Raw genomic sequence first — 19,988 nt, 5'->3', positions numbered from 1 at the left:
TATGATTAGCGCATTCGATATTTTTAAGATTGGCATTGGACCTTCCAGCTCCCATACCGTGGGGCCAATGAACGCAGGTAAAAGCTTTATCGACCAACTGGTCAGTAGCGGAGAATTGCACCAGACCACGCGCATTGTGGTCGATCTTTATGGTTCACTCTCCCTGACCGGAAAAGGTCATGCGACCGATGTCGCCATCATGATGGGCCTCGCAGGTAACAGTCCGCAAAACGTGCAGATTGATACCATTGCGGGTTTTACCCAGGACGTGGCCCGTACCGGACGTCTCCCGGTGGCAGAGGGCACGCATATCGTTGATTTCCCTCCTGCTGAGAACATTCTCTTCCATAGCGAAACGCTCCCGCGCCATGAAAATGGTATGCGCATCACCGCGTGGAACAGCAACGAGACGCTATTAAGCAAAACCTATTACTCCGTTGGCGGTGGTTTTATCGTTGAGGAGGATCACTTTGGTCAGGCGCACGACGTTGAAGCGCATGTGCCGTACAATTTCCATTCTGCCAGCGAGCTGCTGAAACTGTGTGAGCGAAACGGGCTTTCCGTTTCCGGCCTGATGATGCAAAACGAGCTGGCGATGCGCAGTAAAGATGAGATTGACGCGGGTTTTGCGGCAATCTGGGATGTCATGCACGCCGGTATCGAGCGCGGCATGAACACCGAAGGCGTCCTGCCCGGTCCGCTTAACGTTCCGCGTCGCGCCGTGGCATTACGTCGGTTGCTGGTTTCCAGCGACAATCTGTCCAGTGACCCAATGAACGTCATCGACTGGATTAACATGTTCGCACTGGCCGTGAGCGAAGAGAACGCCGCCGGGTGCCGGGTTGTTACCGCCCCGACAAACGGTGCGTGTGGCATTATCCCCGCCGTGCTGGCCTATTACGACAAGTTCCGCCGCCCGGTGAATGCGAACTCCATCGCCCGTTATTTACTGGCCGCGGGGGCGATAGGCGCGCTGTATAAGATGAATGCGTCTATCTCTGGGGCCGAAGTGGGCTGCCAGGGTGAGATTGGTGTGGCCTGTTCCATGGCTGCCGCCGGACTGACAGAACTGCTTGGCGGGAGCCCTGCGCAGGTCTGTATTGCCGCTGAAATCGCCATGGAGCATAACCTGGGGTTAACCTGCGATCCGGTCGCCGGACAGGTGCAAATTCCGTGCATTGAACGTAATGCGATCAACGCAGTAAAAGCGGTTAACGCCGCGCGTATGGCGCTGCGCCGCACGTCAGAACCTCGGGTGTCGCTCGATAAAGTTATCGAGACGATGTATGAAACTGGCAAAGACATGAACGATAAATACCGCGAAACCTCGCGCGGCGGTCTGGCGATCAAAGTAGTGTGTATGTGAGTTAATCAAAATAGCATGACCAAAAAGGTGCACAGAAGTGCACCTTTTTTTGTTGTGATCTGCTTCAAAAACAGAAATCGATCCCACCTTTGATGTTTTCAAGAGAAAATCTTTCTTTACCTGTAGGGATTATAGGGTTTTGTTTGTGAAGTTTTTCTCTGACCCTGAGCGTATGATTTTCTTCATTCTAAGAGCTCGCCTGCATCTTATGAATTGCGTATCGCCTTGACGCAATACGAAAAAAATAAAAAAACCTCTACCTACACATTAAGCGGGAAATTATGGAAACGGCTACGAATAACAGCGTAATACTCGACGCATCCGCTCCGGCGCGCCGGGCGGGAATGACCGAAAGTGAATGGCAGGAAGCCATTAAATTCGACAGCATGGACACCGGTTGGGTCATTATGAGTATCGGTATGGCGATTGGCGCGGGGATTGTTTTTCTTCCCGTCCAGGTGGGTCTGATGGGGTTGTGGGTATTCCTGCTGTCCTCGATTATCGGCTATCCCGCGATGTATTTGTTCCAGCGTCTGTTCATCAACACGCTGGCTGAATCTCCTGAGTGCAAAGATTACCCAAGCGTCATTAGCGGTTATTTAGGCAAAAACTGGGGCATCCTGTTAGGGGCGTTGTATTTTGTGATGTTGGTTATCTGGATGTTTGTTTATTCCACCGCCATCACTAACGACAGCGCTTCGTATCTGCATACATTTGGCGTGACCGAAGGGTTACTGTCCGACAGCCCGTTCTATGGCCTGGTGCTGATTTGCATCCTGGTGGCTATCTCGTCACGCGGTGAAAAATTACTGTTTAAAATCTCCACCGGCATGGTGTTGACCAAGCTGCTGGTCGTTGCCGCCCTTGGCGTGTCGATGGTCGGGATGTGGCATTTACATAACGCTGGCTCGCTGCCGCCGATGGGGCTGCTGATCAAGAATGCGATTATTACGCTGCCCTTTACGCTGACCTCGATTCTGTTTATTCAAACCTTAAGCCCGATGGTTATCTCGTACCGTTCTCGCGCAAAATCCATTGAGGTCGCGCGTCATAAAGCGCTGCGCGCCATGAACATCGCGTTTGGCATACTGTTTGTCACTGTCTTCTTCTACGCCGTCTCTTTCACCCTGGCAATGGGCCATGATGAAGCGGTGAAAGCCTACGAGCAGAACATTTCCGCCCTGGCGATTGCCGCACAGTTTATTAGCGGCGACGGCGCGGGTTGGGTGAAAATCGTCAGCGTTATTCTGAACATTTTTGCCGTGATGACCGCCTTCTTCGGTGTGTACTTAGGCTTCCGTGAAGCGACTCAAGGCATTGTGATGAATGTGCTGCGTCGCTACATGCCTGCTGAGAAGATCAACGAAATCTTCGTTCAGCGCGGCATCATGGTCTTCGCTATTTTACTGGCCTGGAGTGCAATTGTGCTCAATGCGCCGGTACTGAGCTTCACCTCTATTTGTAGCCCAATCTTCGGCATGGTGGGCTGTTTGATCCCGGCCTGGCTGGTCTACAAAGTTCCTGCACTGCACAAATATAAAGGCGCTTCCCTGTACCTGATCATCATCACAGGCCTGCTGTTGTGCGTTTCTCCGTTCCTGGCATTTTCTTGAGTTATCTGAGTGAAGGTCGTTGCTATGTTTGAGACTACATTGAATCCATTATGGGACTGTTTTATCCGCGCGGTGCAGGAAGAAGTCAAACCTGCCCTGGGCTGCACCGAACCTATCTCTCTGGCTTTGGCGGCGGCAGTCGCATCCGCTGAGCTGAACGGCGCGGTTGAACGCATTGATGCGTGGGTCTCACCCAACCTGATGAAAAACGGCATGGGCGTGACCGTACCGGGCACCGGAATGGTAGGGTTGCCCGTCGCCGCTGCGCTGGGTGCGCTGGGTGGCAATGCCCACGCGGGTTTAGAAGTGCTGAAGGATGCGTCCGCAGAGGCCATAGCCGACGCCAAAGCCATGCTGGCTGCCGGAAACGTGGCGGTGATGCTGCAGCAACCTTGCGAAGATATTCTCTTCTCACGCGCTAAGGTGTACAGCCGTGACGGGTGGGCGTGCGTCACGATTGTTGGCGGTCATACCAACATTGTGCACATCGAAACCCATAATGGTGTGGTGTTCAGTAAAGAAGAACAGACGCAGGATGAAGAGCTGGATTCGCCGCTGGCGGTGTTATCCCACACCTCGCTGGAAGAGATTCTGGCGTTTGTGAATGCGGTGCCGTTTGAGTCCATCCGCTTTATTCTGCAGGCGGCAAAACTAAACGGGGCGCTGTCTCAGGAAGGGTTACGCGGGACATGGGGATTACATATCGGTGCTACGCTGGAGAAGCAGTGTGCCCGTGGCCTGCTGGCAAACGATCTTTCAACCGCTATTCTGATCCGTACCAGTGCGGCGTCGGATGCGAGAATGGGCGGCGCGACGCTGCCGGCGATGAGTAACTCCGGTTCCGGGAACCAGGGGATCACCGCCACGGTTCCGGTGATGGTGGTGGCCGAGCACTTTGGTGCGGATGATGAAAAACAGGCGCGTGCGCTGATGTTGTCACACCTGAGTGCAATCTATATCCATCATCAGCTTCCTCGCTTGTCGGCTCTGTGTGCGGCAACGACGGCGGCGATGGGCGCGGCGGCGGGGATGGCATGGCTGGTGGATGGGCGCTATAACACCATCGCCATGGCGATCAGCAGCATGATTGGCGATGTGAGTGGGATGATTTGCGATGGCGCGTCAAACAGCTGTGCGATGAAAGTGTCTACCAGCGCGTCGGCGGCATGGAAGGCGGTACTCATGGCGCTGGACGATACGGCAGTGACCGGTAACGAAGGGATTGTGGCGCATAATGTCGAGCAATCTATTGCGAATCTGTGTGCGCTGGCATGTCGTTCGATGCAGGAAACCGACAAGCAGATCATTGAGATCATGGCCAGCAAAGCGCATTAATCTGTAGGCCGGGTAAGGCGTAACCGCCACCCGGCGTCAGTCTGAGCCGCCTTATCAGGCGGCGTCTTCTTCTTCCTGCCTTTGCTCGGCATCGGCAACAATCGCTTCCAGTTCCGTCAGCATATCTTCATAGCCAAAGGTTTTGGTCTGGACGACCGTGTCCTGAATTTTGGCTTTGACCGCCGGCTTACGCTTTTTTGACGCTTTCTTGCTCATAGTCGTACTCCCTTGTTTTTCCTGACTATACGGGCAAATCTATCAGCAAAGCGCGCAAAGGCGTATCGGCAACTAATGTTATGTTAGCTTCGTCACGAATAAATGCGCCATCACCACAGGTCAGCGCTTCTTTTTCTGCTCCAGCCGTTAGCGCATGGAACGTGCCGTGGATCGACTGCAGATAGGCGCGTGGGCCATGTAACTGAAAACTCAGTGATTCACCTTGCTTCAATTCGACATGGTGTATCCACACCTGCTGGCGAAGATGCAGGCTGCCTTGTTCTCCGTCCGGGGAGGCGATCAGTTGATGCTTGCCGGTCGCCAGCGTGGCTTTCTGTACACAGGCATTTTCCCGCTGCGGGCAGGCGTCCAGCCATAATTGCATGCGGGTTAATGGCTTATCCTTGTTAAGGTTGTGCTCGCTGTAGCTAATCCCAGGCTGCGTGGCGAGCAGTAAAACCTCACCGGCTTTTGCCCGGACATGGTTGCCTTCGCTGTCGCGATATTCCGCTTCCCCTTCAAGGATCAGGTTGACGATATCCACCTTCGGATAGGTACGCGGCTGGAAAGAGGCCCCCGGTGCCAGAACTTCCTGGTTCAGAACACGCAGCGAGGCATAACCCAGCAGCTTAGGATCAAAATAGTGTCCAAAGGAGAAGGTATAACGAGCTTGCAGCCAGCCGTAGTCTGCCTGTCCGCACTGTTTTGCTGTTCGGGTAGTAATCATCTTTCTTGACCTCTCTTTACTTCCTTTTATGTTAAATGGCTGGACGCTGTATTGTTAGCCAGATATTCTGCCCGGTATGTTCAAATTTCCTGAATGAGAACGACATGGCCAAAGAAAGGGCATTAACGCTTGAAGCGTTACGCGTAATGGATGCAATCGACAGACGTGGCAGCTTTGCCGCTGCGGCGGACGAACTGGGGCGCGTTCCTTCCGCTCTCAGCTATACCATGCAAAAGCTGGAAGAAGAGCTGGATGTGGTGTTGTTTGACCGCTCAGGCCATCGCACAAAATTTACTAACGTTGGACGCATGCTACTGGAACGTGGGCGCGTGCTGCTCGAGGCGGCTGATAAGCTGACCACCGATGCCGAAGCGCTGGCCCGCGGCTGGGAAACGCATCTGACGATCGTCACCGAAGCGCTGGTACCCACGGCAGCGTTCTTTCCGCTCATCGACCGGCTTGCCGTGAAGGCCAATACCCAGCTTTCAGTGATCACTGAGGTGCTGGCTGGGGCATGGGAACGCCTGGAGCAGGGAAGGGCGGATATCGTGATCGCCCCGGATATGCATTTTCGTTCATCGTCAGAAATTAATTCCCGCAAGCTGTACACGCTGATGAACGTCTACGTGGCCGCGCCGGATCATCCTATCCATCAGGAGCCGGAGCCGTTGTCGGAAGTGACCCGAGTGAAATACCGGGGAATTGCGGTGGCGGATACCGCCCGTGAGCGCCCGGTGCTGACCGTCCAGTTACTGGATAAACAGCCGCGCCTGACGGTGAGTTCAATCGAAGATAAGCGCCAGGCGCTGTTGGCCGGGCTGGGTGTGGCGACCATGCCGTATCCGCTGGTGGAAGAGGATATTGCCGCAGGTCGTTTGCGCGTGGTGAGCCCGGAGTCCACCAACGAAATTGATATCATCATGGCCTGGCGACGGGACAGTATGGGTGAGGCCAAATCCTGGTGTCTGCGCGAAATTCCGAAGCTGTTTGCGGGGAAATAAGGTGGGGTTAAGCCGGATGCGGTGCAAGCACCTTATCCGGCCTACAAAACGGAGTAGGTTGTAGGCCTGATAAGCGCAGCGCCATCAGGCATCTCTACGTGCTACGTCAGGACAGTTGTTTAGGGTCTGCACCGAAGCGGTTGCTACCCGGCGTGCCGTTCTGACAGTTGAAAATAATGATAACTAACCAGCCAATAATGGGGATCAACAGGATCAGCAGCCACCATGCAGAACGGTCGGTGTCATGCAAACGACGGAACTGCACTGCCCACCACGGTATAAATACCAGCACACCATAAATCGTCGTTAATACGCCTTCTCCCCCGGCGCGTTGCCAGCCAAGCATGTTGTCCAGGATGCTGAGTACGAAAGAAAAGATGATGTTGACCAGAACAAACATCCAGTACTCTTTGCGCCGAGCCCGGCCGCCAAAACCAAAATAGTTCTTAAGAACGTTTAGATACCAATCCATTTGCGCCTCATTTTGCGTTCAATCACTTGTTTTTAAAGTAATCAAATTAAGAATAGCTGCGAATGAAATGGTGGTAAATATTTGTCGTATTAATTATTTGGTCCCCTGATGGGTAATACTTATCAGTGAACGCCTCAGTTTCAGAAAGTATCAACCTGTGTTGGCGGAAGTAATGAATATACGCTCTCAGAGAAAGGGTTCCGTTCACCTTATGTTCATCGCTTCTCTTAAGTATTGGTTCATGTGAACGTGTAAAGGGCGTTCTCCGCCACGCCCTTTACAATCCCGGCTCCCGGCGGGAAAATTGCCACTTCGTGGTTCCCTCCGCTTTTTCCTTCAGGCTTTCGGGCCGGGCGCGATGTAACGTCCCTGTAAAGCGCGCCCTGAACCCGCATCCCTGCGGGTTCTCCCGGCCTTACGGAAACACGTCGGCAATTTTCAGCCGGACCAGCCACGCCTGACTACCGGTATTTTTATTTGAATATATCTGAACAGCATAAGAGATTTAACTGAAAGTCAGAGAGTTGAAGCGATGACCCATGTCCGGCTGAAAATCGATGAGTCGTTGACGGCTGACCGGGTCTGCCCGCAGGGATGCGGGCAGAGGGGACGGCCTGCAAGGATGCAGGCTCGGCCCCGACCCGACAGGCAGACGGCATAAGACGAATGAATCGCGTAGCGACGATTTTCCCGCCGGGAGCCTGGGTTGCAAGGGAGGCGGCGGTGAGCCTCCCTTGCACGTTCACGGGTAACGGCGTTTCAGAGAAATGACACAGCTGAGGTGAACGGAACCCTGAGCAAAAATCACATGTTCGCCATACATGCTTAACTAATCGGCATTACCCCAAAGGGACCTGTGTAAATCATGCGAAACGGCTGTCTCGTCCGTGTGGCTCGCTGAGATCCTGCCATGGCCCGATTGAAATAATACCGGTCGGATTGATGGTTTTGTGGCTACGGAAGTAGTGATGACGGATATGGTCAAAATTGACGGTCTCCGCAATGCCCGGCATCTGGTAAATATCGCGCAGAAAACCGTACAGATTCAGGTAGTCACTGATGCGGTGCTTATCGCACTTGAAGTGGGTAACATACACCGGATCAAAGCGTACCAGCGTGGTCCACAGGCGAATATCTGCCTCGGTCAACTGGTCACCGGTCAGATAGCGATGCTGACCCAGAATCTGCTCCAGTCGCGCCAGTGAGTGAAACACTTTATCAACCGCCTCATCATATGCCTCCTGACTGGTGGCAAAACCGGCTTTATAGACGCCATTATTGACGTTGTCATAAATCCAGCTGTTCAGCTCGTCAATTTTACTTTGCAGGGCAGGCGGGTAGTAATCACCGGCTTTGGCGCCCAGTGCATCAAACGCCGTGTTAAACATGCGGATGATCTCCGCCGATTCATTACTGACGATGGTGTGATTCTTTTTATCCCACAGCACCGGTACGGTGACGCGGCCGCTGTACTGCGGGTCGGCATGCAAATAGAGCTGATAGAGAAACTCGTGCTGGTAGAGCGTATCTCCCGTGGCGGCCGGGAAATTATCATCAAACGTCCAGCCGTTCTCTAGCATCAGCGGATGCACAACGGAAACGGAGATAAATGGCTCCAGACCTTTGAGCGTGCGTAGAATCAGCGTGCGATGCGCCCACGGACAGGCGAGGGAAACGTACAGGTGGTAACGGTCTTTTTCGGCGGCAAAACCGCCTGTGCCGGTCGGGCCAGGTTCGCCATCCGCGGTGAGCCAGTTACGGAAAGCCGATGCAGAACGTTGAAATTTTCCCCCGGTAGATTTTGTGTCATACCAGGTGTCATGCCAGACGCCGTCAATAAGTTGTCCCATGGTTTTGCCTCCTCAGATAGCAAAAGCGAGGAGATGTCTCCTCGCTTTTTGATGCGTTTAGTATAGCTTGCTTACCACTTTTTATTCAGTACGCGGTCAATGCTGAATGCGCCTGGACCGGTGATAGCCAGCAGCAGGAAACCGCCTGCGATGGTTAAGTTTTTCATGAACATCAGCGAGTTCATCCCTTCCGCAAAGTTGCTGTGGAAGATGAACGCGGTCAGCACCGTGAAGCCTGCGGTAAACAGCGCGGTAGTACGGGTCAGGAAGCCGAACAGAATGGCCAGGCCGCCGCCGAACTCAAGCAGAATAACCAGCGGTAACATGAACCCCGGAACGCCCATGGCTTCCATATATTGTTGGGTACCCGCATATCCGCTGATTTTTCCCCAGCCTGCAGAAATAAACAGGATTGGCATCAGAATGCGTGCTACCAGTACACCAACATCTTCTAATTTTTTCATCGTACTCTCCAGGAAACCACTCAGGCGGCTGATTTTGTTTTTTGTTGCATTAACGCTGTATAGGGCGTTGTTGCTGTCGATGGAGAGAATCATAAACGTGACGAATGACAATTGTTAGCAAGGAAAACTGTCAGTATTTTTCAAAAATTTTGAGTGAAGGGGGGTGATAGAATGAAGTAGGCCTTGCCATCAGGCCTACGTGGGGAGAACAGAAGAGATTAACCGCGCAGTTGCTGCTGTCTGATGGTCGCTTTGACCAGTCGCCAGGCGCTCCAGACGCTAAAGCCGCGTTTGGCCCAACGGACGAGCATATTTGGGTGGCGAATAGTACGAACGGCTATGATGCTGCTGCCAACCAGTATCCACGAGCGCAGGTTCAACAGCGTGTTCCAGCCGCGATCGTATGCAGCAGTGACCTCCAGCCAGTCGCGGCGGGTGGCGGTCAGATCCAGCCGTTGCTGCTGGATCTGACTAAGCAGCAGCGCCTTACGTTTTTCGCGTTCGACTTTACTGCTCATTATGCATCATCCTCCAGGGCCTGCCTGTCGTTAGCAAGTTCATGGCGGGTATGACGTAACAGCGTTGACTTACGGGCTTTACGTAGCGTCCATATCCCGCCAATGAGCGCCAGAAGCAACAGCACAACGGTGGTGGCTATCATCGCGTTGAGACGGTACTGAGGGTCAATGGCCCAGATGATAAGCACCATCAGGCTCATCAGGCCAAATGCTGCGAACAGCATGGTTAGCCCCAGCATCAGCAGTAGCTGAAAGAGGTTGGCTTTTTCCTCTTCCAGTTCAACAACGGCCAGACGTAACCGGGTCTCAACTATCTCGACGAGGATCGTGATGATCCGTTGTCCGATACCCAGTACGTTTTTGCCTGGACCTTGTGCGTGATCGGAGTCCGCCATTGTTAGCGGCGCGACAGCAGTACGCCAAGCACCACGCCGACCGCAGCGCCAATACCAACGCCTGTCCATGGATTTTCGCGTACGTAGTTGTCGGCTTTTGCCGCGGCTTCGCGAGTTTGCTTAGCAATCACATCGCTGGTTTCACCCAGGCGATTGCGGCTCTCTTTCAGCGCGCGTTCTGCTTTACTGCGAATTTTACTCAACTCTTCTTTCGACTTATCGCCAGAGGAGCTCAGTACCTCTTCAAGCGTATCCGCAAGGGATTTCAGCTCAGCGCGCAGGTGTTCCGTAGCATTATCTTTTGACATAGTTTTCTCCAGGTGAGTGGGTCGTTACCGTACTTAGTAATCGCGTGACTCGAGTTCTTTCAGTTCAGTCTGAGCTTCGGCAAGCTTGCGCTCGCGTTTGGTGATTTTATCTGTATCGCCTTTTTGTTTCGCCTCGGCGAGATCACGTTTACGCTCGGCGATCTCATCTTTCTGTTCTTCAATTTTTTTCTGATGCTCGGCACGTAGCTTGCTGTCAGAACAATTGGCCCGGACTTCGCTCAGGGCCTTGTTCAGGCCGTTGATACGACTCTGATTGTTGTGCTTTTCGGCATAGCTAATCTCCCGCTGAATATCGTGTTCTTTTTCCTGACAGAGGGTGTTGGCGTAGCTGCTGGCACTGAGAGCGAAAAGGGTAACAGCCAAAGCGATGCGGTATTTCATACTTGAACCTTCCATTGTGATTCGACCCGGTAACGCGAGGGTCGTTGCTCCAGATAAAAAAGCGTGGGCCATAAACCCAGCTTATTAATCATAGGCACTAAACGGCGAAATCACCAAAGTGGGTGAAATAATTCAGATTCCTGGAAGTTAACCAAAACGGTGTGGGTTATCACGCAAACGTGATAACCACTGCACTGCCTGATTATCATCATCCTGTTGGGCGATGACGAAGCCATGCGGCAACGTTCTGTCGAGAACGACCTTCGCGGCTGCGCTTTGCGCGCTGGAATCAAAGGTGATCAGCAGCGCATCATTTTGCGGGGTAATGCTTTTAAAGCGAATACCGTTGGCATCCAGATGATGCCAGATAGAAAAACCGTCTGGCATGCTGGCGCCCTGATTAACGGCGCGAATGGCTAGCGTCGACTCCTGCTGACGAATGGCAGACCAGGTCAGGATAAGCGCGCCTAAAAACAGGATAAAGGTGGTTGTCCAGGCCAATCGTCGGAGCGTTATGCGTGGTAGCAGCATAATTTATCCCCGGTTCCCGTATTTCTTTTTCCATAAAACAACCAGTGAACCGGCGAGGCCAAACACCAGTAAAACAACGGGAAGCAGCATCAGGCACGACATTAACTGATCTTCGTACTTGAGGAACACCGGCGTTTTGCCCAGCAGATAACCGAGTGACGTCAGGATCAAGACCCACAGCAGTCCGCTCATCCAGTTGAAGAACTGAAAGCGCGCATTGTTCAGGCCGGAGAGTCCTGCAATGGTCGGCAGCAGCGTTCTGACGAAGGCAATGAATCGCCCGACCAGCAACGCAGACAGGCCATGTTTATGGAACAGATGGTGCGCGCGCTGATGATAATGCGCGGGAAGATGAGAAAGCCAGTTTTGCACGATGCGGGTATTCCCCAGCCATCGTCCCTGAATGTAGCTGACCCAACAGCCGAGGCTGGCCGCGGTGGTGAGGAGCAGCACCGTTTGTGGAAAGCCCATTGCGCCTTTAGCAATAAGCACGCCGACCAGCACCAGTAAGCTGTCACCAGGTAAAAAGGCCGCAGGAAGCAGCCCGTTTTCCAGAAACAAAATGGTAAACAGGACAAAATACAGCATGCCAATCATCGACGGATTGGCCAGAGTTTCAAAATCCTGAGCCCACAAGGCATTCAGTAATTGAGTCAGTAGTTCCATTCAGTATTCCTGGAGAAATCGGTTGTCGTCATGCCGGTTTTCTGGAGTTTGTAACGCCGCAATATTATTGATCTTTTTTTGCATGTATCGCGGTCTGACACAAATTCACGGCCTGAACTGTTCCCTGTTAAGTTGCAAAGTAAGCAAGCACTGATACACAAAAATTCAAAACGCATGTAATTGTAACAAAGGTCAACGTAGTCCGTTATAGAAATTACGGTCGCTGAACCGTGATTTTGCTTATCGCAAAGGAGGGTGGCGAGAGGATTTACACAGGCTGACACTTTATACCTAATGCTTACCGAGCGTCAGAAACAGGCGCCCTGGCGCGCCTGTGAATATGAGAACGCTTATTTTGCCCCGTTAGCGGCCGTATCCAGATGAACCACCGGATTATCGGTAAAAAGATAACGGTCGGCGTTGAACTCAAAATCATCGCTGGTTTCGTTAAACAGCATCTGTTTGGTGTTCTCAAGGTGCTGCCACATCGCCAGTTTGGCAGCATGAGGATCTTTACGGATTAATGCCCGTAGGATCTGGTCATGGTCATCGCACCAGTTATCTACCGTGCGCAGGTCGATGTGATCGTGCAATTTCTTCCAGTACGGGTTGTGGACACGCTGAGTCCACATTTTTTCAACAATTGCCGCCAGTGCGGTATTTTGCGTTGCCAGCGCCACTTGCACATGGAACTGGAGATCCCACTCGGAGTCACGGAAGCTTTTTTCGTTGCGCGACTTCTCCTGGATTTCCATCAGTTTCATGATGTCCTGTTTGGTCACTTGGGTGGCGGCAAACTCGGCAATATTGCTCTCTATAAGCTGGCGTGCCTGCAGCAGTTCAAATGGACCGTAGCTGGCAAACTCAAGATTGGCATCTGGCGCGACGTAGTGTTTTGGCTGGTTAGAGATGACGTGGATCCCGGATCCTTTACGCACCTCAACGTAGCCCTCAACCTCGAGCATGATAATGGCTTCACGGACCACGGTACGGCTGACGTTCTTTTCATCGGCGATAAAGCGCTCGGCGGGAAGTTTTTCACCCACCAGGTAAACACCCTGCTCAATGCGCGCCTTCAGATCGGCAGCAAGTTGTTGGTACAAACGTCGTGGTTCGGTGATTTCCATATGCGCTCCAGGCATGATACGGCAGACTCTATTTGTTATACCACTTTTGCGAATTTGGCTCCACTTGTGACGATAAAAAAGCCGCCAGAACGCTGGCGGCTTTGAACGTATTTCGTTGGTGATTGAGTCAGGTCAACTTTGTGGTGCGGGATCGCCGGTTTGCGGTCCCGAGTCGAGCTCGCTGGCCGGTTTGTTTTGCAGCACCGTCCAGATGACTAACGCACCGAGCAGGTCGAATACTGCCAGTACCGCAAACAGTGGGCTAAAGCCGATGGTGTCAGCCAGGGCGCCCACGACCAGCGCAAACAGGGTGCTTGCCAGCCAGGCAGACATCCCGGTCAGACCGTTCGCTGTAGCCACTTCATTACGACCAAAGACGTCAGAAGAGAGGGTGATCAGCGCACCGGACAGGGCCTGGTGAGCAAAGCCCCCGACGCACAGCAGCGCGATGGCAATATACGGGCTGGTAAACAGACCAATCATGCCCGGGCCAATCATCAGGAATGCGCCCATGGTGACGACCATTTTACGTGACACAATCAGGTTGACGCCGAACCAGCGCTGGAACAGCGGCGGCAGATACCCACCAACGATACAGCCGAGGTCAGCAAACAGCATGGGCATCCAGGCGAACATGGCAATTTCTTTCAGGTTAAAGCCGTAAACTTTAAACATGAACAGCGGGATCCAGGCGTTAAAGGTACCCCAGGCCGGCTCTGCCAGGAAACGCGGCAGTGCAATGCCCCAGAACTGGCGGTTACGCAGGATCTGCGCGACGGACATTTTCTTCGCCGTGCCGTTTTTATGCTGTGATTCCTGGCCGTTGAGAATGTAATCACGTTCTTCGTCGGACAGTTTTTTCTGATCGCGTGGGTGTTTGTAAAACACAAGCCAGCACATGGCCCAGATGAAGCTCAGGACACCAGAGATAATGAACGCCATCTGCCAGCTGTGCATCACGATGGCCCAGACTACCAGCGGCGGTGCAATCATCGCGCCAATAGAGGAACCGACGTTAAAGTAACCGACGGCAATGGAGCGCTCTTTGGCCGGGAACCACTCCGAGCTGGCTTTCAGACCCGCTGGGATCATCGCCGCTTCAGCTGCACCGACCGCGCCTCGCGCCAGCGCCAGTCCACCCCAGCTTCCAGCCAGTGCAGTCGCGCCACAGAAGACGGCCCACAGAACGGCGAACATCGCGTAACCTATTTTTGTTCCCAGCACGTCCAGAACGTAGCCAGCAACGGGTTGCATAACGGTGTAAGCAGCAGAGTACGCTGCGATGATATAGGAATACTGTTGAGTGGAGATGTGTAACTCTTCCATCAGCGTTGGCGCAGCTGCCGCCACAGTGTTACGCGTCAGGTAACCCAGCACGGTGCCAAGCGTCACCAGTGCGATCATATACCAACGTAACCCTTTAATTTTACGCATGTAAAACCTCATCGTTTTGTTATTTCCGCGAACGAGCGGTCATCTTCCTGTGTAGGGCGGAGGATGTTCTTTTTACGAAAGGGGTGACCGAAAAAAACCGGTACTCCCCGAACTTTGCCATTTCAAGAATCGTGCTAATTCGGTTTCCGTACCGGTCAATCCGATGGTGGACCATCGGTAATTTGCATTCCGTCGGCTTATGTATTGCGACGGCAAAAAGATAACTTGTCATACAGCTTTAAAAGGTGAGTGCCATCACAAAAGTGTGAATCTTCGTGTGGTCATTATTTCGATTCAGCAAAGCCAGTGCTGGCGCGGGCTGGCGTAAGATTTACCTCTTTGAGAGTAATTTTTTTGTCGCCATTTGTTGATCTAACTCACGAAAATATCTTCAGTTTGTGGAAATTGGTGTGATAACTTTGTCAGCATCAAAACATAAGCAATCTGACGCACTCGCTGAGAGGAAGACGATAATGACCCCGTTTATGACTGAAGATTTTCTGCTGGATACCGAATTTGCCCGCCGTCTGTATCATGATTACGCCAAAGATCAGCCAATCTTCGATTACCACTGCCATCTGCCGCCGCAGCAAATCGCGGACAACTACCGTTTTAACAACCTGTATGACATCTGGCTGAAAGGCGATCACTACAAATGGCGCGCTATGCGTACTAACGGTGTTGCTGAGCGCCTGTGTACCGGCGATGCGTCCGATCGTGAGAAGTTTGACGCCTGGGCCGCGACGGTTCCGCACACTATTGGCAACCCGCTTTACCACTGGACGCATCTTGAACTGCGTCGCCCGTTTGGTATTACAGGTAAGCTGCTGTCGCCTGCGACGGCGGATGAAATCTGGAATCAGTGCAACGAACTGCTGGCGCAGGAACAATTTTCCGCGCGCGGCATCATGCAGCAGATGAACGTGAAAATGGTCGGTACCACTGACGATCCGATTGATTCACTGGAACATCACGCCTCGGTCGCCAAGGACAGCACCTTTGCCGTCAAAGTGCTGCCGAGCTGGCGCCCGGATAAAGCCTTCAATATTGAGCAGGCAACCTTTAACGACTACATGACGAAGCTGGGTGAGGTGTCCGACACCGATATCCGTCGCTTCACCGATCTGCAAACCGCGCTGACCAAACGCCTGGATCACTTCGCTGCACACGGCTGTAAAGTGTCTGACCATGCGCTGGATGTAGTGCTGTTTGCTGAATCTAATGAATCTGAACTCGACAACATCCTGACGCGTCGTCTGGCCGGTGAAACGCTGAGCGAGCATGAAGTGGCGCAGTTTAAAACGGCCGTGCTGGTGTTCCTTGGTGCGGAATATGCCCGTCGTGGTTGGGTCCAGCAGTACCATATTGGCGCACTGCGTAATAACAACCTGCGTCAGTTCAAACTGTTGGGGCCGGATGTGGGCTTCGATTCGATCAACGATCGGCCGGTTGCGGAAGAACTCTCCAAACTGCTGAGCAAGCAGAACGAAGAAAACCTGCTGCCAAAAACCATCCTGTACTGCCTGAACCCGCGCGACAACGAAGTGCTGGGCACCATGATCGGCAACTTCCAGGGCGAAGGTATGCCGGGAAAAATGCAGTTCGGGTCCGGCTGGTGGTTCAACGATCAGAAAGACGGAATGGAACGCCAAATGACGCAGTTGGCGCAGCTCGGTCTGCTGAGCCGTTTTGTCGGCATGCTGACCGACAGCCGTAGCTTCCTGTCATATACGCGCCATGAATATTTCCGCCGCATTCTGTGCCAGATGATTGGCCGCTGGGTTGCCGCGGGTGAAGCCCCGGCAGATATCCAGTTGCTGGGTGAAATGGTGAGAAATATCTGCTTCAACAATGCGCGCGATTATTTTGCCATTGAACTGAACTAAGGTCCGGGTTGATATGCAATACATCAAGATCCATACGCTGGATAACGTTGCGGTTGCGCTGGCCGATCTGGCGCAAGGCACGCAGGTTAGTGTAGATAACCATACCGTAACGCTACGACAGGACGTTGTACGTGGACACAAATTTGCCTTGAGCGATATTGCTCAGGGTGAGAACGTCATTAAATATGGCCTGCCGATTGGCCATGCTCTGGCGGATATTGCGGCGGGTGAACATATCCATGCTCACAATACGCGCACCAATCTGAGCGATCTGGATGAATATAGCTATCAACCCGACTTTCAGGAACCTGAGGTACAACCGGCAGATCGCGATGTGCAGATCTACCGTCGTGCCAACGGTGATGTCGGGGTGCGTAACGAACTGTGGATCCTGCCGACCGTCGGCTGCGTTAACGCCATGGCGCGTCAGATGCAGACCCGCTTCCTGAAAGAGACCAACGATGCTGAAGGCATCGATGGCGTTCATCTTTTCAGCCACACCTACGGCTGCTCGCAGCTGGGTGACGATCACATCAACACCCGCACCATGCTGCAAAACATGGTGCGTCACCCGAACGCGGGGGCGGTGCTGGTGGTGGGGCTTGGTTGTGAAAACAACCAGGTGGATGCCTTCCGCGAAACGTTGGGCGAGTTCGATCCTGAACGCGTGCACTTCATGGTCTGCCAACATCAGGAAGACGAAGTGGAGGCGGGAATCGAACATCTCCATCAGTTGTACAACGTGATGCGCCACGATAAGCGTGAGCCAGGTAAACTGGGCGAGCTGAAGTTTGGTCTGGAATGCGGCGGGTCTGACGGCCTGTCCGGCATCACGGCTAACCCGATGCTGGGACGTTTCTCCGACTATGTGATTGCCAACGGTGGCACCACCGTGCTGACCGAAGTTCCGGAAATGTTTGGCGCTGAGCAACTGCTGATGAGCCATTGCCGTGACGAAGAGACGTTTGGTAAGCTGGTGACGATGGTCAATGACTTCAAGCAGTACTTCATTGCCCACGACCAGCCGATTTATGAGAACCCGTCACCGGGTAACAAGGCGGGGGGCATCACCACGCTGGAAGATAAATCACTGGGCTGCACGCAGAAAGCGGGTTCCAGCCAGGTTGTCGATGTATTGCGTTACGGTGAACGGCTAAAAACGCACGGTCTGAATCTGTTAAGCGCGCCGGGGAACGACGCCGTTGCCACCAGCGCGCTGGCGGGTGCTGGCTGCCATATGGTGCTATTCAGTACCGGTCGAGGCACGCCTTACGGCGGCTTTGTACCGACGGTGAAAATTGCCACGAACAGCGAGCTGGCGGCGAAGAAAAAGCACTGGATCGATTTTGATGCGGGACAGCTGATCCACGGTAAAGCCATGCCTCAACTGCTGAATGAGTTTGTCGATACCATCGTCGAGTTTGCTAATGGTAAACCGACCTGTAACGAACGTAATGACTTCCGTGAGCTGGCTATTTTCAAAAGTGGCGTAACGTTGTAATAATTGTACAGGCCTACGCGATCAGTAGGCCTGATAAGCGTAGCGCCATCAGGCATAAACCGTTGCCGGATGGCGGCGTAAACGCCTTATCCGGCCTACATGCTTGCCGCCTTGCTGTCGCACGAAATCTATTGGGTAATCGAAATAGAGTAGATTTTAAAAACGGCGTTTCATAATATGAGGCGCCGTTTGTTTTTGCATTTCCTCACAAGGATTTTTCATGACCGCGTATTGGCTGGCCCAGGGCGTAGGTGTCATCGCCTTTCTGATCGGGATTACCACCTTTTTCAACCGCGATGAGCGCCGCTTCCGGCTGCAGCTTGCCGTCTATAGTGCCACTATCGGGGTACACTTCTTTTTGATGGGGGCCTGGCCCGCGGGGATGAGTGCGGAGCTAAACACCATCCGAACCCTGGTCTCGATGCGCACCCGCAAACTGTGGGTGATGACCGTTTTTATCGTTCTCACGCTGGTTCTTGGATTGGCGAAACTACAGCATGCGATGGAGTTACTCCCCATTATTGGCACGCTGGCCAGCACCTGGGCGCTGTTTCGCTGTAAAGGATTAACCGTCCGCTGTGTGATGTGGTGCGCGACCGCCTGCTGGGTGGTGCATAATTTCTGGTTGGGATCGATTGGCGGCACGATGATTGAAGGCAGTTTTCTGGTGATGAACGGCCTGAATATTATTCGTTTCAGACGCATGCAAAAACGGGGGATAGATCCCTTCAAAATTGAAAAAAGCGTACAGAAAGAAAACCCCTCCGCACCATGACGGAGGGGAAAAGTGATTAGCCGCGCAGGGCGTTGTTTGCCAGACGTTCGTCTTCAGCCTGGCAGGCTGCAGCGGTAAACAATACGTCGGTTGAGGAGTTCAGTGCGGTTTCACAGGAGTCCTGCAACACGCCGATAATAAAGCCGACGGCAACTACCTGCATGGCGATATCATTCGGGATACCGAACATATTACACGCCAGTGGGATCAGCAGCAGAGAGCCACCCGCCACGCCAGATGCGCCACAGGCACAAAGCGATGCCACGACGCTCAACAGCAGCGCAGTCGGTAAATCAACCGGGATCCCCAGTGTATTCACCGCTGCCAGCGTCAGCACGGTAATGGTGATTGCCGCGCCAGCCATGTTGATGGTTGCACCCAGTGGGATAGAAACCGAGTAGGTATCGCGGTCCAGATTCAGCTTCTCACACAGCGCCATATTCACCGGAATGTTGGCGGCAGAGCTGCGGGTAAAGAAGGCATACACGCCGCTTTCACGCAGGCAAGCCAGCACCAGCGGATACGGGTTGCGACGAATTTTCCAGAACACCAGCAGCGGGTTAACCACGAACGCCACCAGCAGCATACAACCTACCAGCACTGCCAACAGCTGCGCATAGCCCCACAATGTAGCAAAACCCGTGGTGGCAAGCGTGGAGGAGACCAGGCCGAAAATACCGATAGGGGCGAAACGAATCACCAGTTTCACCATAAAGGTGACGGCGTTGGACATATCGTTGACCAGATTCTTGGTCGTTTCATTCCCGTGGCGCAGGGCAAAGCCCAGGCCGACGGCCCATACCAGAATGCCGATATAGTTCGCGTTAAGCAGGGCATCAATCGGGTTCGACACCATACTCATCAACAGCCCACGCATCACTTCGACAATGCCCGATGGTGGCACAATATCGTTAGCGCTGCTGGCAAGATGCAGCGTCGAGGGGAAGGCAAAGCTGAACACCACTGCCGCTAATGCCGCGGAGAAGGTACCGAGCAGGTAGAGGAACAGAATCGGACGGATATTGGTTTTTTGCCCATGCTGATGGTTCGCAATCGAGGCCATTACCAGCATCAGAACCAGGATGGGAGCGACGGCTTTTAATGCGCCGACGAACAGGGTGCCCAGCAAACCAGCGGCTTCTGCAGCCGGTTTTGAGATCAGTGCCAGCGCAATCCCCAGTACTAAACCTATCAAAATTTGCTTAACAAGGCTCCCTTGCGCCAAACGCGAGATCAGCCCCGACGAACGTTGCGTAGTCATTTCGTAATCCTTTTATTGTGTTGTCGCCTGACCCTTGTACGTTCTATAGACGCATCTTTCAGAGTGAGGCAAATGTTTGCATGGCTGAGTATAAGGAAAGAACACGCTTCGGGAAGCGAAATATCCTGGATTTTACGCTG

The 19,988-nt window shown here is 53.2% G+C and carries 21 protein-coding genes; 7 read left to right on the top strand and 14 right to left on the bottom strand.

Annotated elements, in window-relative coordinates; all coding sequences use genetic code 11:
* The first annotated feature begins 1 nt into the window (after window position 1).
* From tdcG to FCH32_RS15980, 3 genes are all read left to right on the top strand, one after another.
* A complete protein-coding gene (tdcG, locus tag FCH32_RS15990; protein WP_115257423.1) occupies window positions 2–1,366 on the top strand; it encodes an L-serine ammonia-lyase in 1,365 nt (454 codons plus the stop codon).
* Between the two features lie 281 nt (window positions 1,367–1,647).
* Entirely contained in the window at window positions 1,648–2,979 is a 1,332-nt protein-coding gene (locus FCH32_RS15985) for an SLC5/6 family protein (RefSeq protein WP_096755569.1), read from the top strand.
* Window positions 2,980–3,003: 24 nt separating this feature from the next.
* Complete coding sequence (locus FCH32_RS15980) at window positions 3,004–4,314, top strand: L-cysteine desulfidase family protein (RefSeq protein ID WP_174361200.1); 1,311 nt, start codon at window positions 3,004–3,006, stop codon at window positions 4,312–4,314.
* A gap of 54 nt (window positions 4,315–4,368) precedes the next feature.
* Here FCH32_RS15980 and FCH32_RS15975 read toward each other — a convergent pair whose 3' ends face one another.
* Both FCH32_RS15975 and FCH32_RS15970 read right to left on the bottom strand, forming a co-directional pair.
* Window positions 4,369–4,530: a hypothetical protein gene (locus FCH32_RS15975; protein ID WP_096755571.1), complete on the bottom strand. Its 162-nt coding sequence runs from the start codon at window positions 4,528–4,530 to the stop codon at window positions 4,369–4,371.
* Between the two features lie 25 nt (window positions 4,531–4,555).
* The gene (locus FCH32_RS15970) at window positions 4,556–5,257 is read right to left on the bottom strand and encodes a pirin family protein (protein ID WP_115257425.1); all 702 of its coding nucleotides are present in this window, start codon (window positions 5,255–5,257) and stop codon (window positions 4,556–4,558) included.
* Between the two features lie 104 nt (window positions 5,258–5,361).
* Between FCH32_RS15970 and yhaJ the strand changes: the two genes are divergently transcribed.
* Window positions 5,362–6,258, top strand: coding sequence for a DNA-binding transcriptional regulator YhaJ (yhaJ, locus tag FCH32_RS15965; RefSeq protein ID WP_115257426.1), 897 nt, complete (start codon window positions 5,362–5,364; stop codon window positions 6,256–6,258).
* Between the two features lie 106 nt (window positions 6,259–6,364).
* On the opposite strand, the gene FCH32_RS15960 is transcribed toward yhaJ, so the two are convergent.
* The 11 genes from FCH32_RS15960 to FCH32_RS15910 all read right to left on the bottom strand — a co-directional run bounded on the left by FCH32_RS15960 (window position 6,365) and on the right by FCH32_RS15910 (window position 14,425).
* Window positions 6,365–6,730 (bottom strand): DUF805 domain-containing protein, encoded by a 366-nt coding sequence (locus tag FCH32_RS15960; RefSeq protein WP_115257427.1) that lies wholly within the window; start codon window positions 6,728–6,730, stop codon window positions 6,365–6,367.
* Between the two features lie 863 nt (window positions 6,731–7,593).
* The gene (yqjG, locus tag FCH32_RS15955; RefSeq protein ID WP_096755575.1) at window positions 7,594–8,580 is read right to left on the bottom strand and encodes a glutathionyl-hydroquinone reductase YqjG; all 987 of its coding nucleotides are present in this window, start codon (window positions 8,578–8,580) and stop codon (window positions 7,594–7,596) included.
* Window positions 8,581–8,651: 71 nt separating this feature from the next.
* Window positions 8,652–9,044 (bottom strand): DoxX family protein, encoded by a 393-nt coding sequence (locus tag FCH32_RS15950; RefSeq protein ID WP_135324236.1) that lies wholly within the window; start codon window positions 9,042–9,044, stop codon window positions 8,652–8,654.
* 218 nt (window positions 9,045–9,262) lie between these two features.
* On the bottom strand, window positions 9,263–9,562 hold the full coding sequence (locus FCH32_RS15945; protein ID WP_096755577.1) for a YqjK-like family protein: 300 nt from the start codon (window positions 9,560–9,562) through the stop codon (window positions 9,263–9,265).
* Window positions 9,562–9,957: a phage holin family protein gene (locus tag FCH32_RS15940; protein ID WP_096755578.1), complete on the bottom strand. Its 396-nt coding sequence runs from the start codon at window positions 9,955–9,957 to the stop codon at window positions 9,562–9,564. Before FCH32_RS15940 ends, FCH32_RS15945 begins: the two co-directional genes overlap by 1 nt.
* Before the next feature lie 2 nt (window positions 9,958–9,959).
* Window positions 9,960–10,265 carry an ElaB/YgaM/YqjD family protein gene (locus FCH32_RS15935; RefSeq protein WP_096755579.1) on the bottom strand — a complete coding sequence of 102 codons (306 nt, stop codon included), beginning with the start codon at window positions 10,263–10,265 and terminating at the stop codon, window positions 9,960–9,962.
* A gap of 33 nt (window positions 10,266–10,298) precedes the next feature.
* Window positions 10,299–10,667, bottom strand: coding sequence for a DUF1090 domain-containing protein (locus FCH32_RS15930; protein WP_137362785.1), 369 nt, complete (start codon window positions 10,665–10,667; stop codon window positions 10,299–10,301).
* A gap of 147 nt (window positions 10,668–10,814) precedes the next feature.
* Window positions 10,815–11,198: an EnvZ/OmpR regulon moderator MzrA gene (gene mzrA / locus FCH32_RS15925; RefSeq protein WP_096755580.1), complete on the bottom strand. Its 384-nt coding sequence runs from the start codon at window positions 11,196–11,198 to the stop codon at window positions 10,815–10,817.
* Between the two features lie 3 nt (window positions 11,199–11,201).
* Complete coding sequence (gene yqjA, locus FCH32_RS15920; RefSeq protein WP_045447871.1) at window positions 11,202–11,864, bottom strand: DedA family general envelope maintenance protein YqjA; 663 nt, start codon at window positions 11,862–11,864, stop codon at window positions 11,202–11,204.
* A 350-nt stretch (window positions 11,865–12,214) separates the two neighbouring features.
* The gene (gene exuR / locus FCH32_RS15915) at window positions 12,215–12,991 is read right to left on the bottom strand and encodes a transcriptional regulator ExuR (protein ID WP_096755581.1); all 777 of its coding nucleotides are present in this window, start codon (window positions 12,989–12,991) and stop codon (window positions 12,215–12,217) included.
* A gap of 132 nt (window positions 12,992–13,123) precedes the next feature.
* Entirely contained in the window at window positions 13,124–14,425 is a 1,302-nt protein-coding gene (locus tag FCH32_RS15910; protein WP_135911358.1) for an MFS transporter, read from the bottom strand.
* 473 nt (window positions 14,426–14,898) lie between these two features.
* Here FCH32_RS15910 and uxaC point away from each other — a divergent pair, with 473 nt between their 5' ends.
* The 3 genes from uxaC to FCH32_RS15895 all read left to right on the top strand — a co-directional run bounded on the left by uxaC (window position 14,899) and on the right by FCH32_RS15895 (window position 18,587).
* Entirely contained in the window at window positions 14,899–16,311 is a 1,413-nt protein-coding gene (gene uxaC, locus FCH32_RS15905) for a glucuronate isomerase (RefSeq protein WP_096755582.1), read from the top strand.
* A 13-nt stretch (window positions 16,312–16,324) separates the two neighbouring features.
* Window positions 16,325–17,812, top strand: a complete 1,488-nt coding sequence (locus FCH32_RS15900) for a UxaA family hydrolase (protein ID WP_174361199.1) — start codon at window positions 16,325–16,327, stop codon at window positions 17,810–17,812.
* 220 nt (window positions 17,813–18,032) lie between these two features.
* Window positions 18,033–18,587, top strand: coding sequence for a YgjV family protein (locus tag FCH32_RS15895; protein WP_115257430.1), 555 nt, complete (start codon window positions 18,033–18,035; stop codon window positions 18,585–18,587).
* 16 nt (window positions 18,588–18,603) lie between these two features.
* Here the strand turns inward: FCH32_RS15895 and sstT are convergent, their stop codons facing one another.
* The gene (gene sstT / locus FCH32_RS15890) at window positions 18,604–19,848 is read right to left on the bottom strand and encodes a serine/threonine transporter SstT (protein WP_096755585.1); all 1,245 of its coding nucleotides are present in this window, start codon (window positions 19,846–19,848) and stop codon (window positions 18,604–18,606) included.
* Window positions 19,849–19,988: the final 140 nt, after the last annotated feature.

The organism is Citrobacter gillenii (assembly GCF_013337685.1).
GTDB classification, from domain to species: Bacteria; Pseudomonadota; Gammaproteobacteria; order Enterobacterales; family Enterobacteriaceae; genus Citrobacter; species Citrobacter gillenii.
Note: the sequence above shows the minus strand (reverse complement) of the source record. Positions and strands in the feature narration are given on the sequence as shown.